The sequence below is a fragment of the Caulobacter sp. UNC358MFTsu5.1 genome, assembly GCF_000712075.1.
GTDB lineage: Bacteria > Pseudomonadota > Alphaproteobacteria > Caulobacterales > Caulobacteraceae > Caulobacter.
Map to the genome: position 1 here is coordinate 1 of NZ_JONW01000011.1, position 21,811 is coordinate 21,811.

Genomic DNA, 21,811 nt, shown 5'->3' on the forward strand with positions numbered 1-21,811 from the left:
CCCAGGCGGCGGGGGATCGGCGGACGCAACAGGCCCGGGCTGAAATCGCCCAGGCGGTCCGGGGTGCGGCCAGCACCCCGCCCGTCGGGGGCCTCCATCGGAGCCGGTTAAAAATCGGCGCCCCGAAGGCTTCCGGATAACGGCTCCGCGCGAAGCGCTCGGACTTCGTCGAAACGGTATTCAAAACTGCAAATCATCCGGGCGAGGCCCGGGCGCTTCGCACCCTTCCCACCCGCTCACAGCCGCAGGCGTGGGATCACACCCGCTTGCCCCCACCTGGCGGCTTCGCCGCCTGTCCGCCCCCGTAGGGGGCGGAGCCGCGCGCGCCGAGCTCTTCCCCCTCCGGGGGAAGACGACCGCGAAGCGGTCCGTAGGGGGCAAGCGTTCGGTGCACGAGAAAGGGCCGCCCGGTCGCCCGGACGGCCCTTCGATCTTCGCGAAGCCCGCGCCTAGTGAACCGGCGTGTCCGCCAGCACCGACGCGCCGCTCGGCGTCGAGCGCAGCCGCGCCTTGGCCATCTCGTCCATGATCGACTGCGAGCGCGGGTCGCCCAGCAGCCAGGCCGAGGCGGCCAGGGTGCGCATCGAGGTCTCGCTGACCCCCAGCACCTTCTCCAGGGCCTCGAACGGCGAGTTGGAGGCGCCGATCTTCTTGAGTTTCACCTCGCCCTTGATGCCGGCCAGGCTCTTGGCCTTCTCCACGGCCTCGTAGAAGCCGCCCAGCTCGTCGACCAGGCCCAGCTGCTTGGCCTGGACGCCGGTCCAGACGCGGCCCTTGGCGATCTCGCGCACCCGGGCCTCGGGCAGCTTGCGGCCCTCGGCCACGCGGTGGACGAAGCCGGCGTAGATGCGGTCCATCCAGGCGGCGAACCGGGCCCGCTGGTCGGGGGTGAACTCCTGGCCCGTGCCGAACGCGCCGGAATAGTCGCTGCCGACATGGACCTGCTTCACGTCGACGCCGAACCGCCCCAGGGCCTCGCCCAGGGCGAACTTGCCGCCGAACACGCCGATCGAGCCGGTCAGGGTGGTGGGCTCGGCGACGATCGCCGAGGCGCCGGAGCTGATCCAGTAGCCGCCAGAGGCCGCATAGGTGCCCATGCTGACCACCACCGGCTTGTTGGCCTTCTTGGCGGCCTTCACCGCGGCCAGGATCTGTTCCGATGCGGTGTCGGACCCGCCCGGCGAGGAGACCCGGAAGACGATCGCCTTGACGTCCTTGTCCTCGATCGCGTCGTACAGGGCCTTGGCCACCTGGTCGGAATAGATCGTCGAGTCGCCGCCGAACGGCGAGCCGCCGTCGCCGCTGCCGGTCATGATCGCGCCCTCGGCCTGGACGACCGCGATGGTCGGGCCGGTCTTGATCGGCGGGCGCTTGGAGCGCGAGACGTAGTCGTCGAAGTCCATCAGCTTGGCGCCCTTGCCGGCGCGGGCCAGCATGGCGTCCTGGGCTTCCTTCACCTGGCCGACGCGGTCGATCAGGCCCTTGGCCTTGGCCTCCTCGGCGCTGTAGGGGCCGGCCTCGATGGTCTTGATCAGGGCGGCCGGATCGACCTTGCGGTCCTGGGCGGCCGTGGTCAGGGCCGTCGTATAGACCGAGCCCATCCACGACAGCGTCGATTCCCGGTGGGCCGGCGTATAGTCGCTATAGAGGTACGGGTTGACCGCGTTCTTGTACTCGTAGCGCTGCTCGTAGTCGGCCTTGACGCCGTACTTGTCGAAGAAGCGTTTGAAGAACATCTCCTCGCTGGACGCGCCGACGGCCTGCAGCGAGCTGTCGGGCTGCATCCAGAACTCGCTGGCCGCCGAGCCCAGCATGTAGGTCGAGGTGACCAGGCCCGAGGGGTACAGACCCTGGCTGTGGGCGAAGATCGGCTTCTTGCCCACCGCGCGGAAGTGCTTGAAGGCCAGGCGCAGCTCGTCGGCCGAGGCCGGGGCCATGCCGCCCTCGGGCAGGCGCACCAGCACCGCCTCGACCTTGTCGTCGGTCTCGGCTCGGCGCATCGTCTCGACGATCGACATAACCGACTGGCCGCCGCCGCCGCTGAGGGCCGCGAAGGGGTTCTGGGAATCCTGGTCCGAGAGGCCGCCGCGCAGGTCCAGCTGCAGCACCGTGTGGGCGGGGACGGGGGCGGGACGGGCGGCGCTGGCCGCCATCACGATCAGGAGGAAGGGGACGCCGACCAGGAACAACACCAAGCCGACGAAAACGCCGGCCACGGTCATGAGAAACTGCTTCATCGGACGTCCTGCTGCCTATTGTCGCGCTAGCTAGTAGCGCCCCTGGCGTCGCGGTCAAATGAACAGCGCGCAACCTGGGTTCCCGACGGGGGAGGGGCGAGGGGCGAACGCACGCGAAGATCGGCGCAGGGCGCCCCGAAGGGGGCGGCACCGCCGTACCGTATGCTTTGGAAAATCTCGGGAAAAGAATGGTCGGAGTGGCAGGATTTGAACCTGCGACCCCTGCGTCCCGAACGCAGTGCTCTACCAGACTGAGCCACACTCCGACTTGGAGGGCGGCTTATAGACATGCGTCGGCGGTCTCGCAAGCGACAAAAATCACCTCAAAAAAAGAAGTTCAAAGCAGCGTTGCATCCGTCCGACTCCTGCGCTATCTCCACCGCCTCGCCGGGCCCAGACGGGTCCCGCCGTTCCTGCTGGGGAATGGTGTAATGGTAACACTGCGGTTTTTGGTACCGTCATTCTAGGTTCGAGTCCTAGTTCCCCAGCCACGCTTCTTCTGCGGAATCAGCCTCCGCCGCGATGCTCCCCAAAGACGATTTCCGGACGGCCGCACCGCCGCCTGATCTGGAATCGCAGTTTTCCACAGAAATTAGCCTGGGCGTCTCACGCCCCGATTCCGACACGACGGATGGTCGAACGCCAGCGCTGTTCGCGACGTCCGGCCTGAAGTTGTTCCGACGTCCGGAGGCGGACCTTGGCCGTCGAGATTCAAGACGGCGTCTGTGATCACATATCGTCGGTCAAGTCGGCCCGCCGCCGACAAGTCTTTGTCTTTACAAGGCCAAGGCGCAGCTTCGAGAACGCGCGTCATCGAAAGAATGCTGATCTTGGTCTGATCTGCGGCGGGCGCGAATCATTGCGACACTGAAACTTTGGTTCGAGCAACATGGGTCTGGAAGGGCTGGTCAGGGACCGGCTAACCAGGCCTCCAGCGCTTCTCATGGTTTAGAGGCGAGGCGATTTTCTCGTTGCTGTTCTCAAGATTCGCTTTGCTTAAGGGCTTTGCAAGCACGATTACCCGGATTGAGTACTTGTATTTCGACGAGGCGGGTGTATTTCCAAGTCAAATACCCACCGGAGAGACCCTCGTGGAAGACAAGGCTACCCTGATCGAGCTCACCGCCGAGATCGTCGCCAACTATGTGGCCAATAACAGCACGTCGGTTTCCGATCTGCCGGCCCTGATCCGGGCGACTCACGACGCTCTGGCTGGTATTGGCTCTCCGGAAGCGGCCCCCGTCGAAACCGTTACGAAGGCTACCCCGGCTCAGATCCGTCGCAGCATTACGCCGGACGCCCTGATCAGCTTCGAGGACGGCAAGCCCTACAAGACGCTGAAGCGTCACCTGACCACGCACGGCATGACCGTCGCCGAATACAAGGCCAAGTGGGGTCTGCCGAACGACTACCCCACCACCGCCCCGGCCTACAGCGAAGCCCGCTCGGCCATGGCCAAGGCCCTGGGCCTGGGCCAAGGCGGCCGCAAGGCCAAGGCCCCGCGCGGCCGCAAAGGCTGACCCGACCCTCCAGAGGTTCGGAAGACGAACAAGACCCCCGCCGGCGACGGCGGGGGTTTTTCTTTTGGCCGACGCCGGATCAGGGGGCGGCCGATCCCCAGGTCGCCAGCACCGCGCCGCCGCCGCCCACCACCGAGACCTTCTCGACCTGGGCCGTGACGAAGCACTGGCGAGCCTTCACCACCAGATTGACGGTGTCGTCGATATGGGTGTCGGGCGCGCTCAGCCGCCCCCAATAGTCGCCGCAGAACACTTCCGGGGTCTGGCCCAGGGCGGTCAGTCGCCCCTCCAGCACCAGGGTCATGCCGCGGACCAGCCGGTGGTAGGTCTGCTGGTCCATGCGCACCTTGTGGACCATGAACGGCTGGAAGCGGGGCGGCAGGGCCGAGGCCCCGTCGGCGGCATAGGGAATGGCCAGGCCATAGTTGGTGACGTAGCTCTGCTGGCCGATCTCCTCGACCGCGCTGAGCCGGCTGAAGGTCCGGACGGTGGTCTGGCTGCGCACCTCGTCGCCGTCGAAGAAGGCCGTCTGCAGCGCGGGCAGCTTCGGCAGGCCCTGGGCGGCGAAGCCGCTGTAGTTCTGCGGGCTGATCTGGCCCAGGCCGATCATCACCGTCAGCTCGCCGCGCGAATAGTCGTACCGCCAGCGGGCCGGGCTCTGCAGGACCTTCATGGTCCGCTTGCGCTCGTCGACGAAAGGGATGGCGACCTGGAACCGGCGGCCGTCCAGCGAGTCGGCGGCCGGAGCCTTGCGGGCGACTTCCATCGCGCCGCGCAGCTTCGCGCCGTCCAGGACGTCGCCGGAAGCGGCCGCCAGCAGGCCGATCGCCAAAAGACCGCCGATCATCGTCCAGTTCTCCGATGCCTCGCGACAGGAAAACCTTGCGTTGAGCGGCGGTCAAGGCGTCAGCCGATCTTCAGCCGTACGAAGGCCATGCCGCCAGTCGGATCGTCATAGCCCAGCGCGCGGGGCGCATCGAAGGCGCTGGCCAGGCCGCCGAAGCCCAGCTTGACGCTGTCCGACAGCCGGACGTCGTAGATCGCGCCGACCGACAGCTTGCGCACCGTGGCCACGCCGCCGTGGTGGCCGGCCAGCTCGTCCTGCTCCACCTGCTCGGCGCGGGTGAAGAGGGTCCAGTGCCGGTCGGGCGCGACCGCCCCCTCGAACAGCCAGGCCTGCAGGGCGTCGCCGGGAATGCGGTCCTTGCGGGCCCAGGCCAGGGTGGCGCTGACCGAGCCCGTCGCGCCGACGTCGCGGGAATAAAGGGCGCTGAGCGAGGTGCGGGCCTCGTCGTCGTCGGGCTCCAGCGCCTCGGGGCTGTTGATCCGCGTCCAACTGGCCTGCAGGGCCCAGTTCTCGGTCGGGTTCCACGAGACGCGGGTCGCGACGCTGTCGAGACGGCCGGTCTCGATGTCGTAGCGGTTCTGGTCCGGCTCGCGGCCGCGGAAGGCGCTGGCCTCGACCTTCCAGTTGTCGCGCGACACGCCCGCCGTCACCACGCCGAAGGTGATGTGGGTCGAGTCGAACCAGTGGTGGGTGATCGGGGCCTCGGGGCTGTCCATGGCCGCCTGGCGGTGCATGAAGGCGGGCGGACCGAAGGCGGGCTCGCCCGGCAGGCCGCCATAGAGATAGCCCCTGAAGCCCGCGCCCAGCGATCGGCTGTAGCTGGCCGACAGTTCCATGAACAGGTCGTGGGGGTGCTGGCGGTCGACCAGGGGATGCTCGCCGTCGGCCGTCTCGCCCGTGGCCAGCAGCAGCGGATAGCCGCTCTTGCCCATGAACGGGTCGGGGCTGAGCATGGCCTTGAAGCCCACCTTGCCCTCGCCGAGGTCGTGCTGGGCCATGCCCATCACCATGCCGGCCAGGAAGGCCTTGTCGCCGCCGCGCGGGCCGCCCTGGCTGTCATAGACGCCGTTGAACACGGCGTGGCCCATCAGCATCCAGCCGGTCTCGGTGAAGGTCATGACGCCGTCATGCGGGGAGGCGTCGGGCTGCCAGCTGGTGCCGGAGGCGTCGCGGGTCATAGGATAGTAGCCCAGCGGGCCGCTGCGGCCGGTGGGATTGACGAGTGCATCGACGGAGACGGGGTCTTCCATGGGCATGGGCGTCGTCATGCCGTGGTGATCGTGCTCCTGGGCGAGCACGGGGGCGGCGAGGCTGAGGCTCGCGGCGAGGGCGGCGGCGCCGAGCAGAGGCGTGCGGAAAGTCCGGGTGGTCATCGTGACCGACCTTTCTGAAGCGAGAAGGAGAGTGACCCGCGCGGCGGCCGCGCGGAAGGCTTCAGGCGAGGGGTCTGGGGGGGGCGTGGTCGGGCGCGGGGCTCAGGCCGGCGAAGGCCTGGCGCAGCGGCGTGAAGGCGATGCGGACGACGGCGCCCGGGGCGAGCACGGGCGCGGCGTCGCGGACCGAGGCGGGCAGGCAGCCGGCGCAGCAGCTCAGCGGCATGGCGTCGGGACGGCTCTTGTGGACCGGGGCCTTGTCGTGGGCCATGTCCGCCATGTCGCCGGTGATCTCGTGGCACGGCGGCGGCGCGGTCGGTTCGGCGTGGCAGGGCAGGGCGCGCAGCGGCCCGCCGACGACGAAGACCGCCGCGACGAGGATCAGCAGGAGAGTGCGAAGGCCGCGCATGGCGCCAGGGTAGGGAGTTCGGTGTGGGGCGTCCAGGCCCGGCCCACCAAACCCCTCTCTCAAAGAGAGAGGGGGTCGCTAGTCTATACCCCGCTCAGCTCCATGCCCGGCGCGTCCGGCTCGCGCGAGCCGCCGCCGTTCAGGGGGCGCTGCATCCAGACCAGGTCCACCCAGCGGCCGAACTTGTAGCCCATGTCGGGGAAGACGCCCTTCCGCTCGAAGCCCAGGGCGGCGTGCAGGCCGATCGAGGCGGCGTTGCCGCTGTCGCCGATCACCGCGCACATCTGGCGCAGGCCCAGGCCCTCGCAGGCCGCGATCAGGGCCGACAGCAGGGCCTTGCCCACGCCCTTGCCCACGGCCTCGGGGCCGACATAGACGCTGTCCTCGACCGTGTAGCGATAGGCGGCCCGCAGGCGGAACGGGCCGGCATAGGCGTAGCCCAGCACCACGCCGTCCTCTTCGGCGACCAGATAGGGCAGGCCCTTGGCCAGGAAGGCCCCGCGGCGGCGGCCCATCTCGGCCTGGTCCGGCGGGACCTCCTCGAAGGTGCCCAGGCCGTTCAGCACGTTCCAGCCGTAGATGGCGGTGATGGCCGCCAGGTCGGCGTCCGTCGAGGGACGAATCTTCACGCTCACGCCTTGGTCCAACCCTTCTCGACCGCCCAGACGGCGAACGCATAGTCCAGGGCGATCTCCTTGAGGAAGTCGAACCGTCCGGAAGCCCCGCCGTGGCCGGCCTCCATGTTGATCTTGAGCAGGATCGGGGCGCCGCTGGTCGTATGTTCGCGCAGCCGGGCGGTCCACTTCTCGGGTTCCCAATAGGTGACGCGCGGGTCCGACAGGCCGCCGGTGGCCAGCACGGCCGGATAGGCCTTGGCGGTCACGTTGTCGTAGGGCGAGTAGCTGGCGATGTAGTCGTAGGCCTCCTTGTCCTCCAGCGGATTGCCCCATTCGGGCCATTCCGGCGGGGTGAGGGGCAGGCTGGTGTCGCTCATGGTGTTGAGCACGTCGACGAACGGCACCGCCCCGATGATGCCGGACCACAGGTCGGGCCGCAGGTTGGTGATCGCCCCCATCAGCATGCCGCCGGCCGAGCCGCCATAGGCCACGGTGCGGCCCTTGGCCCCGTAGCCGGCGCCGTGCAGGTGCTCGGCGCAGGCGATGAAGTCGGTGAAGGTGTTCTTCTTCTTGAACTTGCGCCCGTCCAGGAACCAGCCATAGCCCTTTTCCGAGCCGCCGCGGATGTGGGCCGTGGCCCAGATCCAGCCGCGGTCCACCAGGCTGAGGTTGCGGATCGAGAACGACGGGTCCATCGACATGCCGTAGCTGCCGTAGCCGTACAGCAGCAGGGGCGCGGCGCCGTCCAGCTTGACGTCCTTCTTCATCAGCACGGTGATCGGCACTTCGGCGCCGTCCGGGGCCTTGGCGTAGAGCCGCTTGGTCACGTACTGGGCCGGGTCGTGGCCGGAGGGGATCTCCTGGGTCTTGCGCAGGGTCTTCTGGCCCGTGGCCATGTCGTAGTCGAACCACTGCCGGGGCGTGGTCGGCGACTGGTAGACATAGCGCATCACCGGGGTGTCGAACTCGTAGCCGCCCTCCAGGCTCAGGACATAGGCCTCCTCGTCGATGACGATCGGCTTCTCGGCCTTGCTGGCCCGGTCGGTGATGACGATGCGGGTGTTGGCGTTGACCCGCTCGACGCGGACCAGGTGGTCCTTATAGGCGGCCAGTCCCGTGATGAAATGGCCCGGCTTGTGCGGGACGAAGTCCTTCCAGTGGGCGCGGCCGGGCGTGGCGACCGGGGCCTCGACCAGCTTGAAGTCGATGGCCTCGTCGGCGTTGGTCAGGATGACGAACCGGCCGTCCCAATGCTCGACCGAATAGCGCAGGCCCACGGTGCGCGGCTCGACCACCTTGGGCGCGGCGGTCGGGTCGGCGGCCGGGATCAGCAGGGTCTCGGACGTCTCGTGGTCGCCGGCGCTGATGGTGATGAAGGCGTCCGAGCTGGTCGTGCCCACGCTGACGAAGAAGCCGTCGTCGGGCTCGTCATAGACCAGGACGTCGTCCTTCAGCCCGCCGCGGGCCGGGCGGCGGTAGATCTTGTCGGAACGGCCGTTGTCGTCGCGGTGGGTCCAGAACAGCCATTTGGAGTCCGGCGACCAGGCGAAGTCGCCGGTGCTGCTCTCGACGGGCTCCTTCAGGACCTCGCCGGTGGCCAGGTCCTTCACATAGATGTGGTGCACCTCCGACCCTTGCGCGTCCTCGGCATAGGCGAACAGCCTGTGGTCCGGGCTGTGGTCGGCGGCGCTGACCTGGCTGTAGGCCTTGCCCTTGGCCAGGGCGTCGCAGTCCAGCAGGATCTCCTCGCCCTCGATCTTCTCGCCCCCTTGGCCCTTCGGCCGACGGGCGAAGATCGGGTGCTGGCCGCCGATGTTGAAGCGCGAATAGTACTCCCAGGGACCATCGGGGGCGGGGACGGAGGCGTCGTCCTCCTTGATGCGGCCCTTCATCTCCTCGAACATCGCCGCCTGCAGCGCTTCGGTCGAAGCCAGCATGGCCTTCACATAGGCGTTCTCGGCGGTCAGGTGGTCCTTGACCTCGGCCTTGATCAGGGTCGGGTCGCGCAGGACCTTCTGCCAGTTGTCGTCCTTCATCCAGGCGTAGTCGTCGACCCGGACACGGTCCAACTGCTCGATGCGCTTGGGAATCTTCTGGGCGGCGGGTGGGACGGGCTTGGGCGACTCAGGCATCATGCTCTCGGATAGGGCGTTCTCGGGGCGGATTGCCGACACCGACGTAATGACCGCCGCCGCGCTCGTCATCATTTTGCGCCGGTTCATGGTCAGTTTTTCCCCCGAGATGCGTCAGAACGCCAACTTGTGCGCCTAGAGGGCGCTGGTCAAACTGACCCGCGTGTAGAGTGAATCCGGGGGCGTGAGGGCTTAGATGGCTTGGGACCTGTCGGTCGATTTGATCCAGGCGACCGTGCAGCTGGAACAGCCGCTGGGCGACGGGTCACGCACCGTCGGCACCGGCTTCCTGATCGAGGACCCGACTCCCGACGGCCGCCCCCGCACCATCCTGGTCACCGCTGGGCACGTCTTCGACAAGATGCCCGGCGTCTCGGCCAAGATCGGCTATCGCATCCAGAGCGCCGACGGCGTCTGGCGCTATGACCCCCATACCCTGAAGATCCGCGACGGCGACCACCCGCTGTGGGTCAAGCATCCCACCCGCGATGTCGCCGCCATCGAGGTCGAGGCCCCGCCGGAGTTCGCCAAGGCGGCGATCCCCCTGGCCTGGCTGGCCCAGGACGACACCTTCAACAAGTACGGCCTGGGCCCGGGCGACGAGATGATGGCCCTGGGCTTCCCGCGCGGCCTGTCGGCCAATCCGGCCGGCTTCCCGATCCTGCGGTCGGGCCGGGTGGCGTCGTACCCGCTGGCCCCGGCCAGCGTGTTCCCGACCTTCCTGATGGACTTCTCGGTGTTCCCCGGCAATTCGGGCGGGCCGGTGTTCATGGCCGAGGGCGCGCGCCGCCGGCCGGGCTCGACCGAGAGCCAGGAGGTGCAGTTCGTGGCCGGCATGCTGACCCAGCAGGTCGAGCTGTCGGGCGAGCGCCTGGAGATCGGCATCGTCACCCACGCCAAGTACATCCGTGAGACGGTCGCCCAACTGGACAAGACGGCGGGCGCGCCGCTGATCCAGGCCAAGCCCGCCACGCCGACCGGGGCGTCCACCCAGGCGGCGACCCAGGCCGGCGCGGCGGTGTCGGCCACCGAGATGGCCGTGTCCCGGTAGGGCTCGGTATGCCATCTCACTGTAGGATAGGCGACACAGGAACCTTCGCTCCCGGCCCCCCGTTTCTAGCGGGAGTTCAAATCCAGCAGGAGCGAAGTCATGAGCACCAATCGTGTGGAAGGCGCCGTCGACAAGGGTCTCGGCGCGGTCAAGGAAGCCGCAGGCAAGCTGACCGACAACGAACGTCTCGAAGCCGAGGGCGCGGCCCAGAAGGCCAAGGGCGACGTCCAGAACAAGGTCGGCCAGGCCCAGGACAAGATCGGCGACGCGATCAAGCACTAGGCTTGGTCCAATCGACCCCACTGAAGAGGCCGCGGGAGCGATCCCGCGGCCTTCTTCGTTTCAGGCCCTGTCCGCGCTGGACGGAGCGATCAGACGCTGGCGCCCCAGAGCGCCATCCATCCCACGGCGGCGCACACGGCCAGGACTGAACCCAGGGCCATCGCGGGCTGGACGAGGCGGCGGGGCGCGGCGCCCAGGCCGACGGTCAGGATCATCATCGCCGCGGGGATGATCACCAGGGCCAGTTGGTCGCCATCAGGTCCATAGGTTCGCGCGCGACCGGCGCCGCCGATCAGCGGGAGCAGCCAGAACAGGACGCCCAGCGTCGTAAGCACGAGTCTCCAGATCATGCGGTCTGCTAGCAGGCGGCCCTCCGGTCAGTCGACCTCTTCGTAGGTCGCCGCGTAGTCGACCGGGAAGTTCACAGAGCGGGCGATGAAGCAGACCTTGTGGATCTCGCGGTGGACGGCGTCGGCCTTGGCCAGGTCCGCGCCGCGCTCGACCAGGATGTGGGGCTTCAGCGTCGCCCGCAGGAAGCGGCCCGCGCCGTGGGGCGTGCTCTCGCCCACGCCGATCGGCTGGTCCTTGTAGCCCTTCACCACGATCCCGGCGTTCGAGGCCAGGTGCAGGTACCACAGCATGTGGCAGGCGCTCAGCGACGACAGCAGCAGGTCCTCGGGATTGTGCAGCGTCGGGTCGCCGCCCAGCAGCGGGTCGTTGCTGCAGTTGACCACCGGCTTGCTGGGCGTGGCGATGTTCCAGGTGCGGTCATAGCCGCGATAGGTCCGCGTGCCGTCGCCCCGGTCGCCGGTCCATTCGATCAGGCAGGTGTAGTCGTGCTGCTTGGCCATGGGCGGTGCTCCTTCAGCGGTCTTGGGGCGGGACGCCCTGGAGCCGCGCGGTCATGGCGGCGACCTCGTCGCGGTTCCAGCGGCTGTGTTTGCGGGATTGGCCGGCGGGGTGGAAGCCCAAACCGAGTGAAATGTCCGGCGCGCGATAGGCTCGCCGGGGGCGGATCGGCCGCGCCGTCAGGCCGCCGCCGCAGGTGGGGCAGACGTTCCGCAGCACCTGGTCCGCGCAGTCGGCGCAATAGGTGCATTCGTAGCTGCAGATCCGCGCGTCCGGCGCGTCGGGCGGCAGGTCGCGGTCGCAGAGTTCGCAATTGGGTCGAAGCTCGAGCATGCAAATCCCCTGGCGGTGGTTCCGCCCGCTATCGCGAACGGCCGCCAGGGGAAATGACGAAGAAGCCTCGTTTTCGGCCGAAGGGCCGTGTCAGGCCCCGTAGAGGATCGAGATCGTCTCGGCCACGCAGGCGGGACGCTCCTCGCCCTCGATCTCGATGGTGCATTCGTTCTTCAGCTGCAGGCCGCCGGCCTTGGGCTCGACCGACACCAGCTTCTGGCGCATGCGCACCTTCTTGCCGACGCGGACCATGCCGGTGAACCGCACCTTGTCGCAGCCGTAGTTGATGCCGCGCGTCACGCCGGTCACCCGCAGGATGTCGGCGCCCAGCATCGGGATCAGCGACAGCGTCAGGTAGCCGTGGGCGATCGGCCCGCCGATCTCCTTGGTCGCGCGCTCGACGTCGACATGGATCCACTGGTGGTCGCCGGTGGCCTCGGCGAACAGGTTGACCCGCTCCTGGCTGACCTCGACCCAGTCGGAGACCCCGATCTCCTGGCCGACCAGGCTGGCGAGGTCGGCATAGGCGACTTGCTTCATGGCGTTTTGCTCCCGAGCGTTCTTGTAAACAGTTGTTCGGTTGGTGGCACGGGCTGGCCTCGTGGGCAAGCGTCCCCTGCGTCAGAACAGCCGCGCCTGCAGCCACAGGATCGCCGGATAGACCGCCAGCCAGGTCCAGAAGAAGCGGTTCAGGCCGAACAGGCAGGCGTTGGCCAGGTGGAAGAGCGCGGCGACCGCCAGGCCGGCGATCAGGGCCGGGCGCGACAGCAGGGTCAGCGGGAAGGCCAGCTCGAACAGGATCACGGCCCAGGACATGGCGCGCAGCACGCGCGGCCGGTCGGCCCAGCCGCGCAGGGCCTCGCTGACCGGATAGGCCGAGAACCGGAACACGTCGCGCAGGGCGCGGCCGCTGCGCCAGTCGGCGTTCACGATCTTCACCCCGCCGGAGATGAAATAGGACAGCACCAGCTGGACGCCGAGATAGCCGAAGGCCAGCTCCTTCCACTGCGGGACGGGCGCCAGGCGCGACAGGGTCAGGCACCACAGCGCCAGCAGGCCCATGCGGTCGCTGCCGCCGTTGTAGGGCCCCTGGAACCGGTGGAGGATCAGCAGCGACAGGCCCGCCAGCCCGACCAGCGGCCACGGCGAGGCAACGCCGAACACCAGCAGCACGCACAGGACGGTCCGGGCCCCGAACAGCAGGCGCTCGTCGCGGAAGCCGCGCAGGTGCTCCAGGCCCTGCTGGATCAAGGCCAGGGCCAGCAGGATCTCGGTCAGGCGGGCGGCGGCTTCCAGGATCATCGGACCGCGATGTCCTGGCGACGGCGCGGGGCCGACTGGTACAGCACCTCGCGCTCGATCACCTCGCCCTGGCGGCTGAGGAAGACCAGGCGGAACGACAGCCACGGGGCGGCGTCCAGGTCGGGGGACAGATCGGCGGCGATGCGCCGGAAGAGCTCGTCCTGGCTGTGGTCGGTGGGATTGTCCGCCAGCCGCTCGGCGCAGCTGACCACGAACAGGGTCTGGTTCCAGCGCGGGTTCCAGAACAGGCGGGTCAGCAGGGCCGGGACCGACACCCGCTCGGGGCGCGGCCGGAACTCGCGCCAGTCGGCGGGCGCCGCGTCCTTGGCCGAGGTCAGGGCGTATTCGACGCGCGGCGACGGCGCGATCACGTCGAAGAAATTCCACGACGGGATCAGGGCCGGAAGGAGGAGGCGGAAGGCGTTCAGCATGTTCCCTCCTTACCGGAGCCAAGCGCCCGGGCGAAGACTGCGCCGGCCGGGGACACGCCCTTGGGCGTGTCCCCAAGGCTCGCGCTTCCGGATGGGGACACGCCCAAGGGCGTGTCCCCAGCGTCAGACGATCCGGCTCTCGCCCTTGCCCCAATAGGCGTCGCGGATCAGGCGCTTGTAGAGCTTGCCGGTCGGGTGCCGGGGCAGCTCGGCCATGAAGTCGATGCGCTTGGGCGACTTGACGTGGCTGAGGTTGGCGCGGGCGAAGGCCATCAGTTCCTCGGCCAGGGCGGCCTGGTCAACACCGGCGTCCAGGGGCTGGATCACCGCCACCACCTGCTCGCCCATCTCCTCGTGCGGCGCGCCGACCACGGCGGCGTCGGCCACCTTGGGGTGGGTGATCAGCAGGTTCTCGATCTCCTGCGGATAGATGTTCACCCCGCCGGAGATGATCATGAAGCTCTTGCGGTCGGTCAGGTAGAGATAGCCCTCCTCGTCGACCCAGCCCACGTCGCCCAGGGTGGTCCAGCCGTGCTGGTTGTAGCTCTCGGCGGTCTTGTCCGGGGCGTTGTGGTAGTTCACGGCCGGGCCGTTGGCGAAATAGACGGCCCCCTCGGTGCGGGTCGGAACCTGCTCGCCGGCCTCGTCGCAGATGCGCAGCTCGCCCAGCACCGCCTGGCCGACGCTGCCCTTGTGGGCCAGCCAGTTGTCGGAATTGATCCAGCAGAAGCCGTTGCCCTCGGTGCCGGCGTAGTATTCGAAGATCACCGGACCCCACCAGCCGATCATCTGCTCCTTGACCGGCACGGGGCAGGGGGCGGCGGCGTGCACGGCCGAGGCGATCGACGACACGTCGTACTTGGCGCGGACCTGTTCGGGCAGCTTCAGCATCCGCACGAAGTGGGTGGGCACGAACTGGCCGCAGCTCACCTTGTGCTTCTCGATCAGGGCCAGGGCGGTTTCCGGATCGAACTTCTCCATGACGATCACCGTGCCGCCCAGCTTGTGCACGGTCATGCACCAGCGCAGCGGGGCGGCGTGGTAGAGCGGGGCGGGCGAGAGGTAGACGCTGTCGCCGCTGAAGCCGAACAGGCCCATGGCCATCATCTGCAGGGCGTTGGGCGCGTCGATCGGGGCACCGGTCAGGGCGGGCTTCACGCCCTTGGGCCGTCCCGTGGTGCCCGAGGAATAGAGCATGTCGCTGCCGGAGGTCTCGTCGGCGATCGGCGTGGTGGGCATGGCCGCGCGGGCGGCCTCGAAGTCCTCGTAGGGACCCTTGCCGCCGTCCACGCGGAACAGGCGCACGCCCGGGACCAGCGGAGCCAGGGCCTGCGCCACGGCGTCCAGGGCGGGGCTGACGATCAGGACCTTGGCCTCGCAGTCCTTGACGATGTACTCGGCCTCGGCCGGCGTCAGCTTGGTGGAGATGCAGGTGTAGTAGAGCCCGGCGCGCTGGGCGGCCCAGGCGATCTCGAAGAAGCGCGGGTGGTTGTCCATCAGGATGGCGATCACGTCGCCGGTCGCCAGCCCCATCGACCGGAACAGCTGGGCGCCCTGGTTCGAGCGCTCGTCCAGCTGCTTGTAGGTCACCGTCTCGTCGGAGCCGGCCATGACGTAGGCGGGCTTGTCCGGCTGGGATTGGGCGTGATGGAACGGATGCATCAGGCGGCCATCTCCGTCTTGGCGGCCTGGCGGATCATGTCCGAGGCCTTTTCGGCGATCATGATGGTGGGGGCGTTGGTGTTGCCCGAGACCAGGCGCGGCATGACCGAGGCGTCGACCACGCGCAGGCCCTGGAGACCCCGCACCCGCAGCTGGCTGTCGACCACGGCCATCGGTCCCGCGCCCATCTGGCAGGTGCCGACCGGGTGGTAGATCGTCGAGCCCGTGGCGCGGGCGAACTCCAGCAGGGCCGCGTCGCTGGCGAAATCCGCGCCGGGGTTCATCTCGTGGTCGATCAGCGGGGCGATGGCCGGCTGGGCGGCGATCTTGCGCGCCCATTTCAGGCCCGCCACCGTGACCTCCTGGTCCAGCGGATCGGACAGGTAGTTGGCGAAGATCGCCGGATAGGTCGACGGATCGGCCGACTTGATGCGGATATGGCCCCGGCTTTCGGGCCGCAGCTGGCACGGGGCGATGGTCAGGCCCGGCGCGCCCTCCAGCTCCATCTTCTGTTCGTTGAACAGCTTTTCCAGGTCCATCGTGGCCGGCAGGATGTGGAACTGGATGTCGGGCTCGGCGAGGTCGGGCCGAGATTTACAGAAGGCGGCGATGTGGGCCGCCGACAGGGTCAGCAGGCCCTTGCGCTGGAACAGGTACTTCAGCGCCTCGGCCGCCAGGCGGCCGCCCTTGCTCTGCTCGTTGACCGACACCGTGCCGGCCTTCAGGCGGAAGCGGGCGCCGGTGACGTAATGGTCCTGCAGGTTCTCGCCGACGCCCGGCAGGTCGTGCACCACGGGGACGCCGTGCTCGGCCAGCAGCTGGCCCGGACCCACGCCCGACAGCTGCAGCAGCTGCGGCGAATTGATCGCCCCGCCGGCCAGGATGACCTCGGCCCGCGCCTTGGCGGTGCGGACCATGCCGTTCTGGATGAACTCGACGCCCACGGCGCGCTTGCCCTCGAACAGCACCTTGCGGCCCAGGGCGTTGGTCTCGACCTGGAGGTTCGGCCGGTTCATGGCCGGATGCAGATAGGCCACCGCCGCCGAGCAGCGCTGGCCGTTCTTCACCGTCAGCTGGTAGTAGGCCACGCCCTCCTGCTGGGCGCCGTTGACGTCGGCGTTGCGCGGGATGCCGGCCTCGACGCAGGCCTCGACCACGGCGTCCGAGATCGGGTTGGTCTCGGTGACGTCCGAGACGTTCAGCGGGCCGCCGGTGGCGTGCCAGTCGCCGCAGCCGCCGCGCTCCTGGTGCTGGGCCTTGCGGAAGTAGGGATAGACGTCGTCCCAGGCCCAGCCCTCGCAGCCCAGCTGCCGCCAGCCGTCATAGTCGGCCTGCTGGCCGCGGATATAGAGCAGGCCGTTGATCGAGGACGAGCCGCCCAGCACCTTGCCGCGCGGCCAGACGTGCGAGCGGCCGCCGGTGCCGGGGTCCGGCTCGGTGGCGTACAGCCAGTTGACCTTGGGATCCTTCAGGGTCTGGGCGTAGCCGACCGGGATGTGGATCATCAGGTTCGACATGAACTGGGACGGGTTCTTGGTCGGCCGGTCGTCGCCGCCGGCTTCCAGCAGCAGCACCTTGCGCCTGCCGTCCTCCGACAGCCGCGCCGCCAGCACGCAGCCGGCCGAACCGGCGCCCACGATGATGTAGTCGGCCTCGATGATCGACGTCATCGGATCCTCCCTTCACCGCCCGCGTGTGGTCCGCGTGATCGGTGTTCACCCGAACAATGCGCGGGTCTTCCGGGAACGCCAAGGGTGTCGTTGGGGAAGGGCGCGCAAGCGGTTGCGAGCGGTTCATACGCGTGTTTGAGTGCGGCTGAACTGGAGGAACAACATCATGGCCGCGCCGACCTTCGAGACCCTGCTCTACGCCGTCGAGGACGGGATCGCGACCATCACCCTGAACCGTCCGGACAAGCTGAACGCCTTCACCGCCCGGATGATGAAGGAGATGATCAAGGTGTTCGACCTGACCGACGCCGACGACGCGGTGCGGGCGGTGATCGTCACCGGCGCCGGCCGGGCCTTCTGCGCCGGGGCCGACCTGTCGGGCGGCGGCTCGACCTTCGACCGCACCGCGCCCCAGGCCCTGGAGCGCGAGGAGGGCAAGGTCGGCGACGTCTATCGCGACGGCGGCGGCCGGGTGACCCTGAGGATGTACGAGAGCCTCAAGCCGATCATCGCCGCCGTGAACGGCCCGGCCGTCGGGGTGGGCGTGACCATGCAGCTGCCGATGGACATCCGCCTGGCCTCGACCGACGCCAAGTTCGGCTTCGTCTTCGCCCGCCGGGGCATCACGCCCGAGGCCGCCTCGTCCTGGTTCCTGCCGCGGCTGGTCGGCCTGCAGACGGCGCTGGAGTGGTGCTACACCGGCCGGGTGTTCGGCGCGCAGGAAGCGCTGGACCGAGGCCTGGTCCGCTCGCTGCACGCGCCGGAGGACCTGCTGCCGGCCGCCCGGGCCCTGGCCCGCGAGATTGCCGACAACACCGCCCCGGTCTCGGTGGCCCTGACCCGCCAGCTGCTGTGGCGCATGGCCGGCGCCGACCATCCGATGGAGGCCCACAAGGCCGACAGCCGCGCCATCCAGTCGCGCGGCGCGGCCGGCGACGCCAAGGAGGGGGTCAGCTCGTTCCTCGAGAAGCGCCCGCCGGTCTATCCGGACAAGGTGTCCAAGGACCTGCCGGACATCTGGCCGGAATGGGGCGAGCATCCGTTCAAGTAAAAATACCCTCTCTCATAGAGAGAGGGAGGGGCCCGCCGCCGCAGGCGGTGGGAGGGTGAGAGGTTTCACTGCTCACCGGCAAACCCAGAGCTGTTCAGCGCCTTCGATACGATCCGGACTTCCACCTTCAATGGGGCCGCCGAGACGTGCCGTCTTCGTCGGAGCTTCATCCTGAGAGATTGTAACCTCTCACCCTCCCACCGCTTCGCGGCGGGCCCCTCCCTCTCTCAAAGAGAGAGGGGTTACGCGCCCCCTCGCATCCGCCCTGGAAAGCGCTATATCCCCGCCCATGGCCGAAGCTTTCAACGACAAGACCCTGACCGCCGACAAGGCCGCCCGCTACGCCGAGGTGGCCGACGAGATCGCCTCGGTGCTGGATGGCGAGACCAACCTGACCGCGCGCATGGCGACCGTGGCCTCGATGCTGGCGTCCAGCTTCGACCACTATTTCTGGACCGGCTTCTACGTGGTCGATCCGCTGAAGGACCGCGAGCTGGTGGTCGGGCCCTACCAGGGCACCCTGGGCTGCCTGCGCATCGCCTTCGGGCGCGGCGTCTGCGGCGCGGCGGCGGCCACGGGCCAGACCCAGCTGGTCGAGGACGTCCACGCCTTTCCGGGACACATCGCCTGCGACAGCCGGTCCCAAAGCGAGATCGTCGTCCCGGTGTTCGACGCGGCGGGGACCCTGCTGGCGGTGTTCGACGTCGATTCCGACCGGCCGGCGGCCTTCGACACCGTCGATCAGCACGGCATCGAGACTATCCTGAAGGCCACTTTCGCCTAGCAAGCGTATCTGGGCCGATACAGATGGCCCGCTGGTTGCAACGACAGCTGCACTATTCCCTAACCGGACCGGATTAGGACAGGTGTCGAATGCTGGACGTTGAAACCCTTCATCCCCGTGCTCTGTCGCAGGCCGACGTGGCGCTGTGGCGCGAGATGGCGGCGGCCGAGCCGGCCTTCGCCGGCCCGTTGCTGGGTCCCGACTTCGCGCTGGCCGTCGGCGCCGTGCGCGACGACGCCAGGGTGGCGGTGATCCGTCGCGACGGCGAGACCGTGGGCTTCCTGCCGCATCATCGCCGTCCCGGCGCCATGGCCCGGGCCATCGGCTCGCCGCTGTCGGACTATCACGGCCTGGTCTCGCGCGCCGACGCCCGCCTGGACGCCGCCGAGGTGCTGCGCGCTGCCGACCTGACCGCCTATCGGTACTCCGGCCTGGTGGACCCACACGGCGTGTTCGGCCGGTCCGAGCAGAAGACCGCCCACGTCATCGACCTGGGCACCGCGGGCGGCGACGCGGCCGCCTATCTGGAGGCCGTCCGCGCGGCCAGCCCCAAGAAGATCAAGAACTGGCGCCGGCTGGACAACAAGCTGGAACGCGAGATGGGGACCATCGAATTGGTCGCCCCCGACCGCTCGCAGGAAGCCTTCGACCAGCTGATCGCCTGGAAGCGCGAGCAGCTGGAGCGCACCGGCGTCCACGACTTCCTGCGTCCCGACTGGGTGCGCGGCCTGCTGACGGACCTGTTCCTGAAGCAGACCGGGCCGTTCCAGGGGCTGATGATCAACCTCTACGCCGGCGGCCAGCTGGTGGCCGGCCATTTCGGCGTGCGGCTGGACGGCGTCTACCACCCGTGGATCGCCTCGACCAATCCGGCCTATGGCGAATGGTCGCCGGGCCAGATCTTCTTCATGCGCGCCATCGCCGCCATGCCCGAGTTGGGCCTGCGCCACTACGACCTCGGCCCCGGCCACGACCACTACAAGGGCGCCTACGCCCTGAGCCAGGTCCGGATCGGCGACGGCACGGCCACGGCCGCGACCATGGCCGGCCGCGTGGCCAGCTCGCTGGACGGGGTCCTGGCCCTGGCCGGCTCGCACGGCGCGGGGCCGGTCGGGCGGCTGAGCCGGCGGATGGAAGCCATCGCCAGCGTCGAGCTGACCCTGGGCGGCCGGGTGCGCGGTCTGGTCGACGCCTTCGCTAACCAAGCGCAAAGGCGAGGCGGCTAAGCTCCGCCAAAGCCTGGAGTCCGCATGCGCGTCACGGTCATGATCCCCACCCAGCGGCGTCCGCACGGCCTGGCCGTCGCGGTCCGTTCGGTGTGCGCCCAGGAAGGCGTCGATTTCGCCGGCCTGGAGCTGGTGGTCGTGGACAACGACCAGGCGCCGTCGGCGCAAGGGACCGTCGCCGAACTGGCCGGGCAGGCGCCGTTTCCGGTCCACTATGTCCACGAGCCGCGCCCCGGCGTGGCCCACGCCCGCAACGCCGGCATGGCCAAGGCGTCCGGCGACCTGATCGCCTTCCTGGACGACGACGAGGAGGCGCCGGCCGGCTGGCTGGCGGCCCTGCTGGCGGCCCAGGCGCGCTACCAGGCCGACGTCGTGTTCGGCCCGGTCCGGGCCCGCGCCCCGGCCAGCGTCACCGCCCATCGCGACTATCTGGAGCGCTTCTTCTCGCGCCTGGGTCCCGCCGAGGCCGGGATCATCGACCACTATTACGGCTGCGGCGACAGCCTGCTGCGCCGCGCCGCCTTGCCCGACCCGCTCGCGCCCTTCGCCGTGGAGCGCAACCACATCGGCGGCGAGGACGACATGCTGTTCGGCCACATGAAGGCCGGCGGGGCGCGCTTCGCCTGGGAGCCGGCGGCCTGGGTCTGGGAAGACCCCGTGCCCGATCGCCTCAGCCTGGACTACACGATCCGCCGCGCCTTCGCCTACGGCCAGGGCCCGACCTCGCACTGCGCCGCCGCCGTCCCGCCCGACCGCGTGGGCGTGGCCCGCTGGATGGCGGTCGGGGTCGTGCAGAGCGCGCTGTTCGGCCTGGTGGCCGGCTTCAAGTGGCTGACCCGGGCGGGCGACCGCGCCGAGTGGCTGGACCGCGCCGCCCGCGGCCTGGGCAAGACCCTGTGGTGGGGCCCGTTCAAGATCCACTTCTACGGAAGGACCGCGTCGTGAGCATCATCAGCGACTGGACCGACGACAAGGCCAAGGCGTTCGGCCGCGAGAACCTGGTGTTCCAGCACGGCCTGCACGAGCGGCCGATGTTCGACGACGAGGGCCTGGCGCGCCTGCTGGACCAGTATCCGCGCGAGCACCTGGGCGTCTTCACCATGGGGGAGGACCCCAAGGCCTGGACCACCTGGCGCAAGGGCGCGGCGGGCAACCTGACCGGCGACCAGCTGCTGGAGGCCGCCAAGGCCGGCCGCATCTGGCTGAACCTGCGCAAGACCAACGACTTCGTTCCCGAATATGCCGCCCTCTGCGACGAGATCTTCGCCGAGAAGGAGGCCCGCGCGCCGGGCCTGAAGACCTTCAAGCGCGACCTGGGCATGCTGATCAGCAGCGCAAACGCCCAGGTCTTCTATCACCTGGACGTGCCGCTGGTTTCGCTGTGGCAGATCCGCGGACAGAAGAAGGTCTGGGTCTATCCGGTCGCCGATCCCTATGTGGGCGAACTGGCGCTGGAGAAGATCGTCTTGAAGGAGACGGCCGAGCAGTTCGCCTTCGATCCCGCCTGGGACGCGGGCGCCCAGGCCTATGACCTGACGCCCGGGACCATGGTCACCTGGCGGCAGAACGCTCCGCACCGGATCGAGAACGGCCCGATGCTGAACGTCTCGATCTCGATCGAATTCATGACGCCGCCGGCCCTGATGCGGGCCAACGTCATCTACGCCAACGGCGTGCTGCGCCGGCGGCTGGGCGCCCGGCCGCGCATCCAGGACGGCTTCGGCCCGACGGCCCTGGGCAAGCTGGCCGTGGCGCGCGGGGCCAAGGCCCTGAACCTGCAGACCCCGCACGTGCGGCATTTGCCGGTGACGTTCGGGCTGGATGCGGCGCGGCCGGGGGTGCTGGTCGAGCGGGGCTGAGCTCGCGCATTTCCCTTAGCTTTTCTATGGGCCGTCATCCCGGGCCTTGTGCCCGGGACCCCTCTGTCCCCCGCAAGTGCGAGTGGGGCGGTTCGCTATCGAACCGCTTGCGCTTCACGTGCGAACTGAAGCAGGGGTCTCGGGCACAAGGCCCGGGATGACGGCTGAAAAGGGGA

At 68.9% G+C, this 21,811-nt stretch carries 21 protein-coding genes, 2 tRNA genes and 1 pseudogene; 9 read left to right on the plus strand and 15 right to left on the minus strand.

The genetic code is table 11. The features are described 5' to 3' along the window. Positions 1-449: 449 nt before the first annotated feature. Positions 450-2,237 carry a signal peptide peptidase SppA gene (gene sppA / locus BR39_RS0121010; protein ID WP_029915862.1) on the minus strand — a complete coding sequence of 596 codons (1,788 nt, stop codon included), beginning with the start codon at positions 2,235-2,237 and terminating at the stop codon, positions 450-452. Positions 2,238-2,426: 189 nt separating this feature from the next. After that, a tRNA-Pro gene (locus BR39_RS0121015) sits at positions 2,427-2,503 on the minus strand. Positions 2,504-2,654: 151 nt separating this feature from the next. On the opposite strand from BR39_RS0121015, the gene BR39_RS0121020 reads away from it, so the two are divergent. Beyond that, positions 2,655-2,728 (plus strand) — tRNA-Gln (locus BR39_RS0121020). A gap of 600 nt (positions 2,729-3,328) precedes the next feature. Beyond that, positions 3,329-3,757 carry a MucR family transcriptional regulator gene (locus BR39_RS0121025; RefSeq protein ID WP_012285398.1) on the plus strand — a complete coding sequence of 143 codons (429 nt, stop codon included), beginning with the start codon at positions 3,329-3,331 and terminating at the stop codon, positions 3,755-3,757. Positions 3,758-3,836: 79 nt separating this feature from the next. Here BR39_RS0121025 and BR39_RS0121030 read toward each other — a convergent pair whose 3' ends face one another. From BR39_RS0121030 to BR39_RS0121050, 5 genes are all read right to left on the minus strand, one after another. Beyond that, positions 3,837-4,604, minus strand: coding sequence for a hypothetical protein (locus BR39_RS0121030; RefSeq protein WP_029915864.1), 768 nt, complete (start codon positions 4,602-4,604; stop codon positions 3,837-3,839). 59 nt (positions 4,605-4,663) lie between these two features. Then, positions 4,664-5,977: a hypothetical protein gene (locus BR39_RS0121035; protein ID WP_029915866.1), complete on the minus strand. Its 1,314-nt coding sequence runs from the start codon at positions 5,975-5,977 to the stop codon at positions 4,664-4,666. A gap of 61 nt (positions 5,978-6,038) precedes the next feature. Continuing rightward, the gene (locus BR39_RS0121040; protein WP_029915868.1) at positions 6,039-6,386 is read right to left on the minus strand and encodes a hypothetical protein; all 348 of its coding nucleotides are present in this window, start codon (positions 6,384-6,386) and stop codon (positions 6,039-6,041) included. Positions 6,387-6,469: 83 nt separating this feature from the next. After that, complete coding sequence (locus BR39_RS0121045; protein WP_029915870.1) at positions 6,470-7,021, minus strand: GNAT family N-acetyltransferase; 552 nt, start codon at positions 7,019-7,021, stop codon at positions 6,470-6,472. Further along, positions 7,018-9,225, minus strand: a complete 2,208-nt coding sequence (locus BR39_RS0121050) for a S9 family peptidase (protein ID WP_029915872.1) — start codon at positions 9,223-9,225, stop codon at positions 7,018-7,020. Before BR39_RS0121050 ends, BR39_RS0121045 begins: the two co-directional genes overlap by 4 nt. Positions 9,226-9,331: 106 nt before the next feature. Here BR39_RS0121050 and BR39_RS0121055 point away from each other — a divergent pair, with 106 nt between their 5' ends. Together BR39_RS0121055 and BR39_RS26620 are read left to right on the plus strand one after the other, a co-directional pair. Further along, positions 9,332-10,186, plus strand: coding sequence for a serine protease (locus BR39_RS0121055; RefSeq protein ID WP_029915875.1), 855 nt, complete (start codon positions 9,332-9,334; stop codon positions 10,184-10,186). Positions 10,187-10,285: 99 nt separating this feature from the next. Further along, positions 10,286-10,467 (plus strand): annotated as a pseudogene (locus tag BR39_RS26620) (CsbD family protein); the annotation flags it as partial. 90 nt (positions 10,468-10,557) lie between these two features. On the opposite strand, the gene BR39_RS0121065 reads toward BR39_RS26620, so the two are convergent. The 8 genes from BR39_RS0121065 to BR39_RS0121100 form a co-directional block, all read right to left on the minus strand. Next, positions 10,558-10,818, minus strand: a complete 261-nt coding sequence (locus BR39_RS0121065) for a hypothetical protein (protein ID WP_156035861.1) — start codon at positions 10,816-10,818, stop codon at positions 10,558-10,560. A 27-nt stretch (positions 10,819-10,845) separates the two neighbouring features. Then, positions 10,846-11,319 (minus strand): OsmC family protein, encoded by a 474-nt coding sequence (locus BR39_RS0121070; RefSeq protein ID WP_029915881.1) that lies wholly within the window; start codon positions 11,317-11,319, stop codon positions 10,846-10,848. Between the two features lie 13 nt (positions 11,320-11,332). Beyond that, positions 11,333-11,650 (minus strand): DUF1272 domain-containing protein, encoded by a 318-nt coding sequence (locus BR39_RS0121075; RefSeq protein WP_029915882.1) that lies wholly within the window; start codon positions 11,648-11,650, stop codon positions 11,333-11,335. A gap of 90 nt (positions 11,651-11,740) precedes the next feature. Next, entirely contained in the window at positions 11,741-12,190 is a 450-nt protein-coding gene (locus tag BR39_RS0121080) for a MaoC family dehydratase (RefSeq protein WP_029915884.1), read from the minus strand. Between the two features lie 81 nt (positions 12,191-12,271). Next, the gene (locus BR39_RS0121085) at positions 12,272-12,952 is read right to left on the minus strand and encodes an HTTM domain-containing protein (protein WP_029915886.1); all 681 of its coding nucleotides are present in this window, start codon (positions 12,950-12,952) and stop codon (positions 12,272-12,274) included. Further along, positions 12,949-13,383 carry a hypothetical protein gene (locus BR39_RS0121090; protein WP_029915889.1) on the minus strand — a complete coding sequence of 145 codons (435 nt, stop codon included), beginning with the start codon at positions 13,381-13,383 and terminating at the stop codon, positions 12,949-12,951. Before BR39_RS0121090 ends, BR39_RS0121085 begins: the two co-directional genes overlap by 4 nt. Positions 13,384-13,506: 123 nt before the next feature. Next, on the minus strand, positions 13,507-15,045 hold the full coding sequence (locus BR39_RS0121095; protein WP_029915890.1) for an acyl-CoA synthetase: 1,539 nt from the start codon (positions 15,043-15,045) through the stop codon (positions 13,507-13,509). Beyond that, on the minus strand, positions 15,045-16,715 hold the full coding sequence (locus BR39_RS0121100; RefSeq protein ID WP_029915892.1) for a GMC family oxidoreductase: 1,671 nt from the start codon (positions 16,713-16,715) through the stop codon (positions 15,045-15,047). The genes BR39_RS0121095 and BR39_RS0121100 overlap by 1 nt, the downstream gene beginning before the upstream one ends. A gap of 166 nt (positions 16,716-16,881) precedes the next feature. On the opposite strand from BR39_RS0121100, the gene BR39_RS0121105 reads away from it, so the two are divergent. The 5 genes from BR39_RS0121105 (at position 16,882) to BR39_RS0121125 (ending at position 21,635) form a co-directional block, all read left to right on the plus strand. After that, a complete protein-coding gene (locus tag BR39_RS0121105) occupies positions 16,882-17,766 on the plus strand; it encodes a crotonase/enoyl-CoA hydratase family protein (protein WP_029915894.1) in 885 nt (294 codons plus the stop codon). Positions 17,767-18,055: 289 nt separating this feature from the next. Further along, complete coding sequence (locus BR39_RS0121110; protein WP_029915896.1) at positions 18,056-18,550, plus strand: GAF domain-containing protein; 495 nt, start codon at positions 18,056-18,058, stop codon at positions 18,548-18,550. 89 nt (positions 18,551-18,639) lie between these two features. Then, positions 18,640-19,776, plus strand: a complete 1,137-nt coding sequence (locus tag BR39_RS0121115; RefSeq protein ID WP_029915898.1) for a GNAT family N-acetyltransferase — start codon at positions 18,640-18,642, stop codon at positions 19,774-19,776. A 24-nt stretch (positions 19,777-19,800) separates the two neighbouring features. Continuing rightward, the gene (locus tag BR39_RS0121120) at positions 19,801-20,721 is read left to right on the plus strand and encodes a glycosyltransferase family 2 protein (RefSeq protein WP_029915900.1); all 921 of its coding nucleotides are present in this window, start codon (positions 19,801-19,803) and stop codon (positions 20,719-20,721) included. Further along, positions 20,604-21,635, plus strand: coding sequence for a hypothetical protein (locus BR39_RS0121125; protein ID WP_197026743.1), 1,032 nt, complete (start codon positions 20,604-20,606; stop codon positions 21,633-21,635). The genes BR39_RS0121120 and BR39_RS0121125 overlap by 118 nt, the downstream gene beginning before the upstream one ends. Positions 21,636-21,811: the final 176 nt, after the last annotated feature.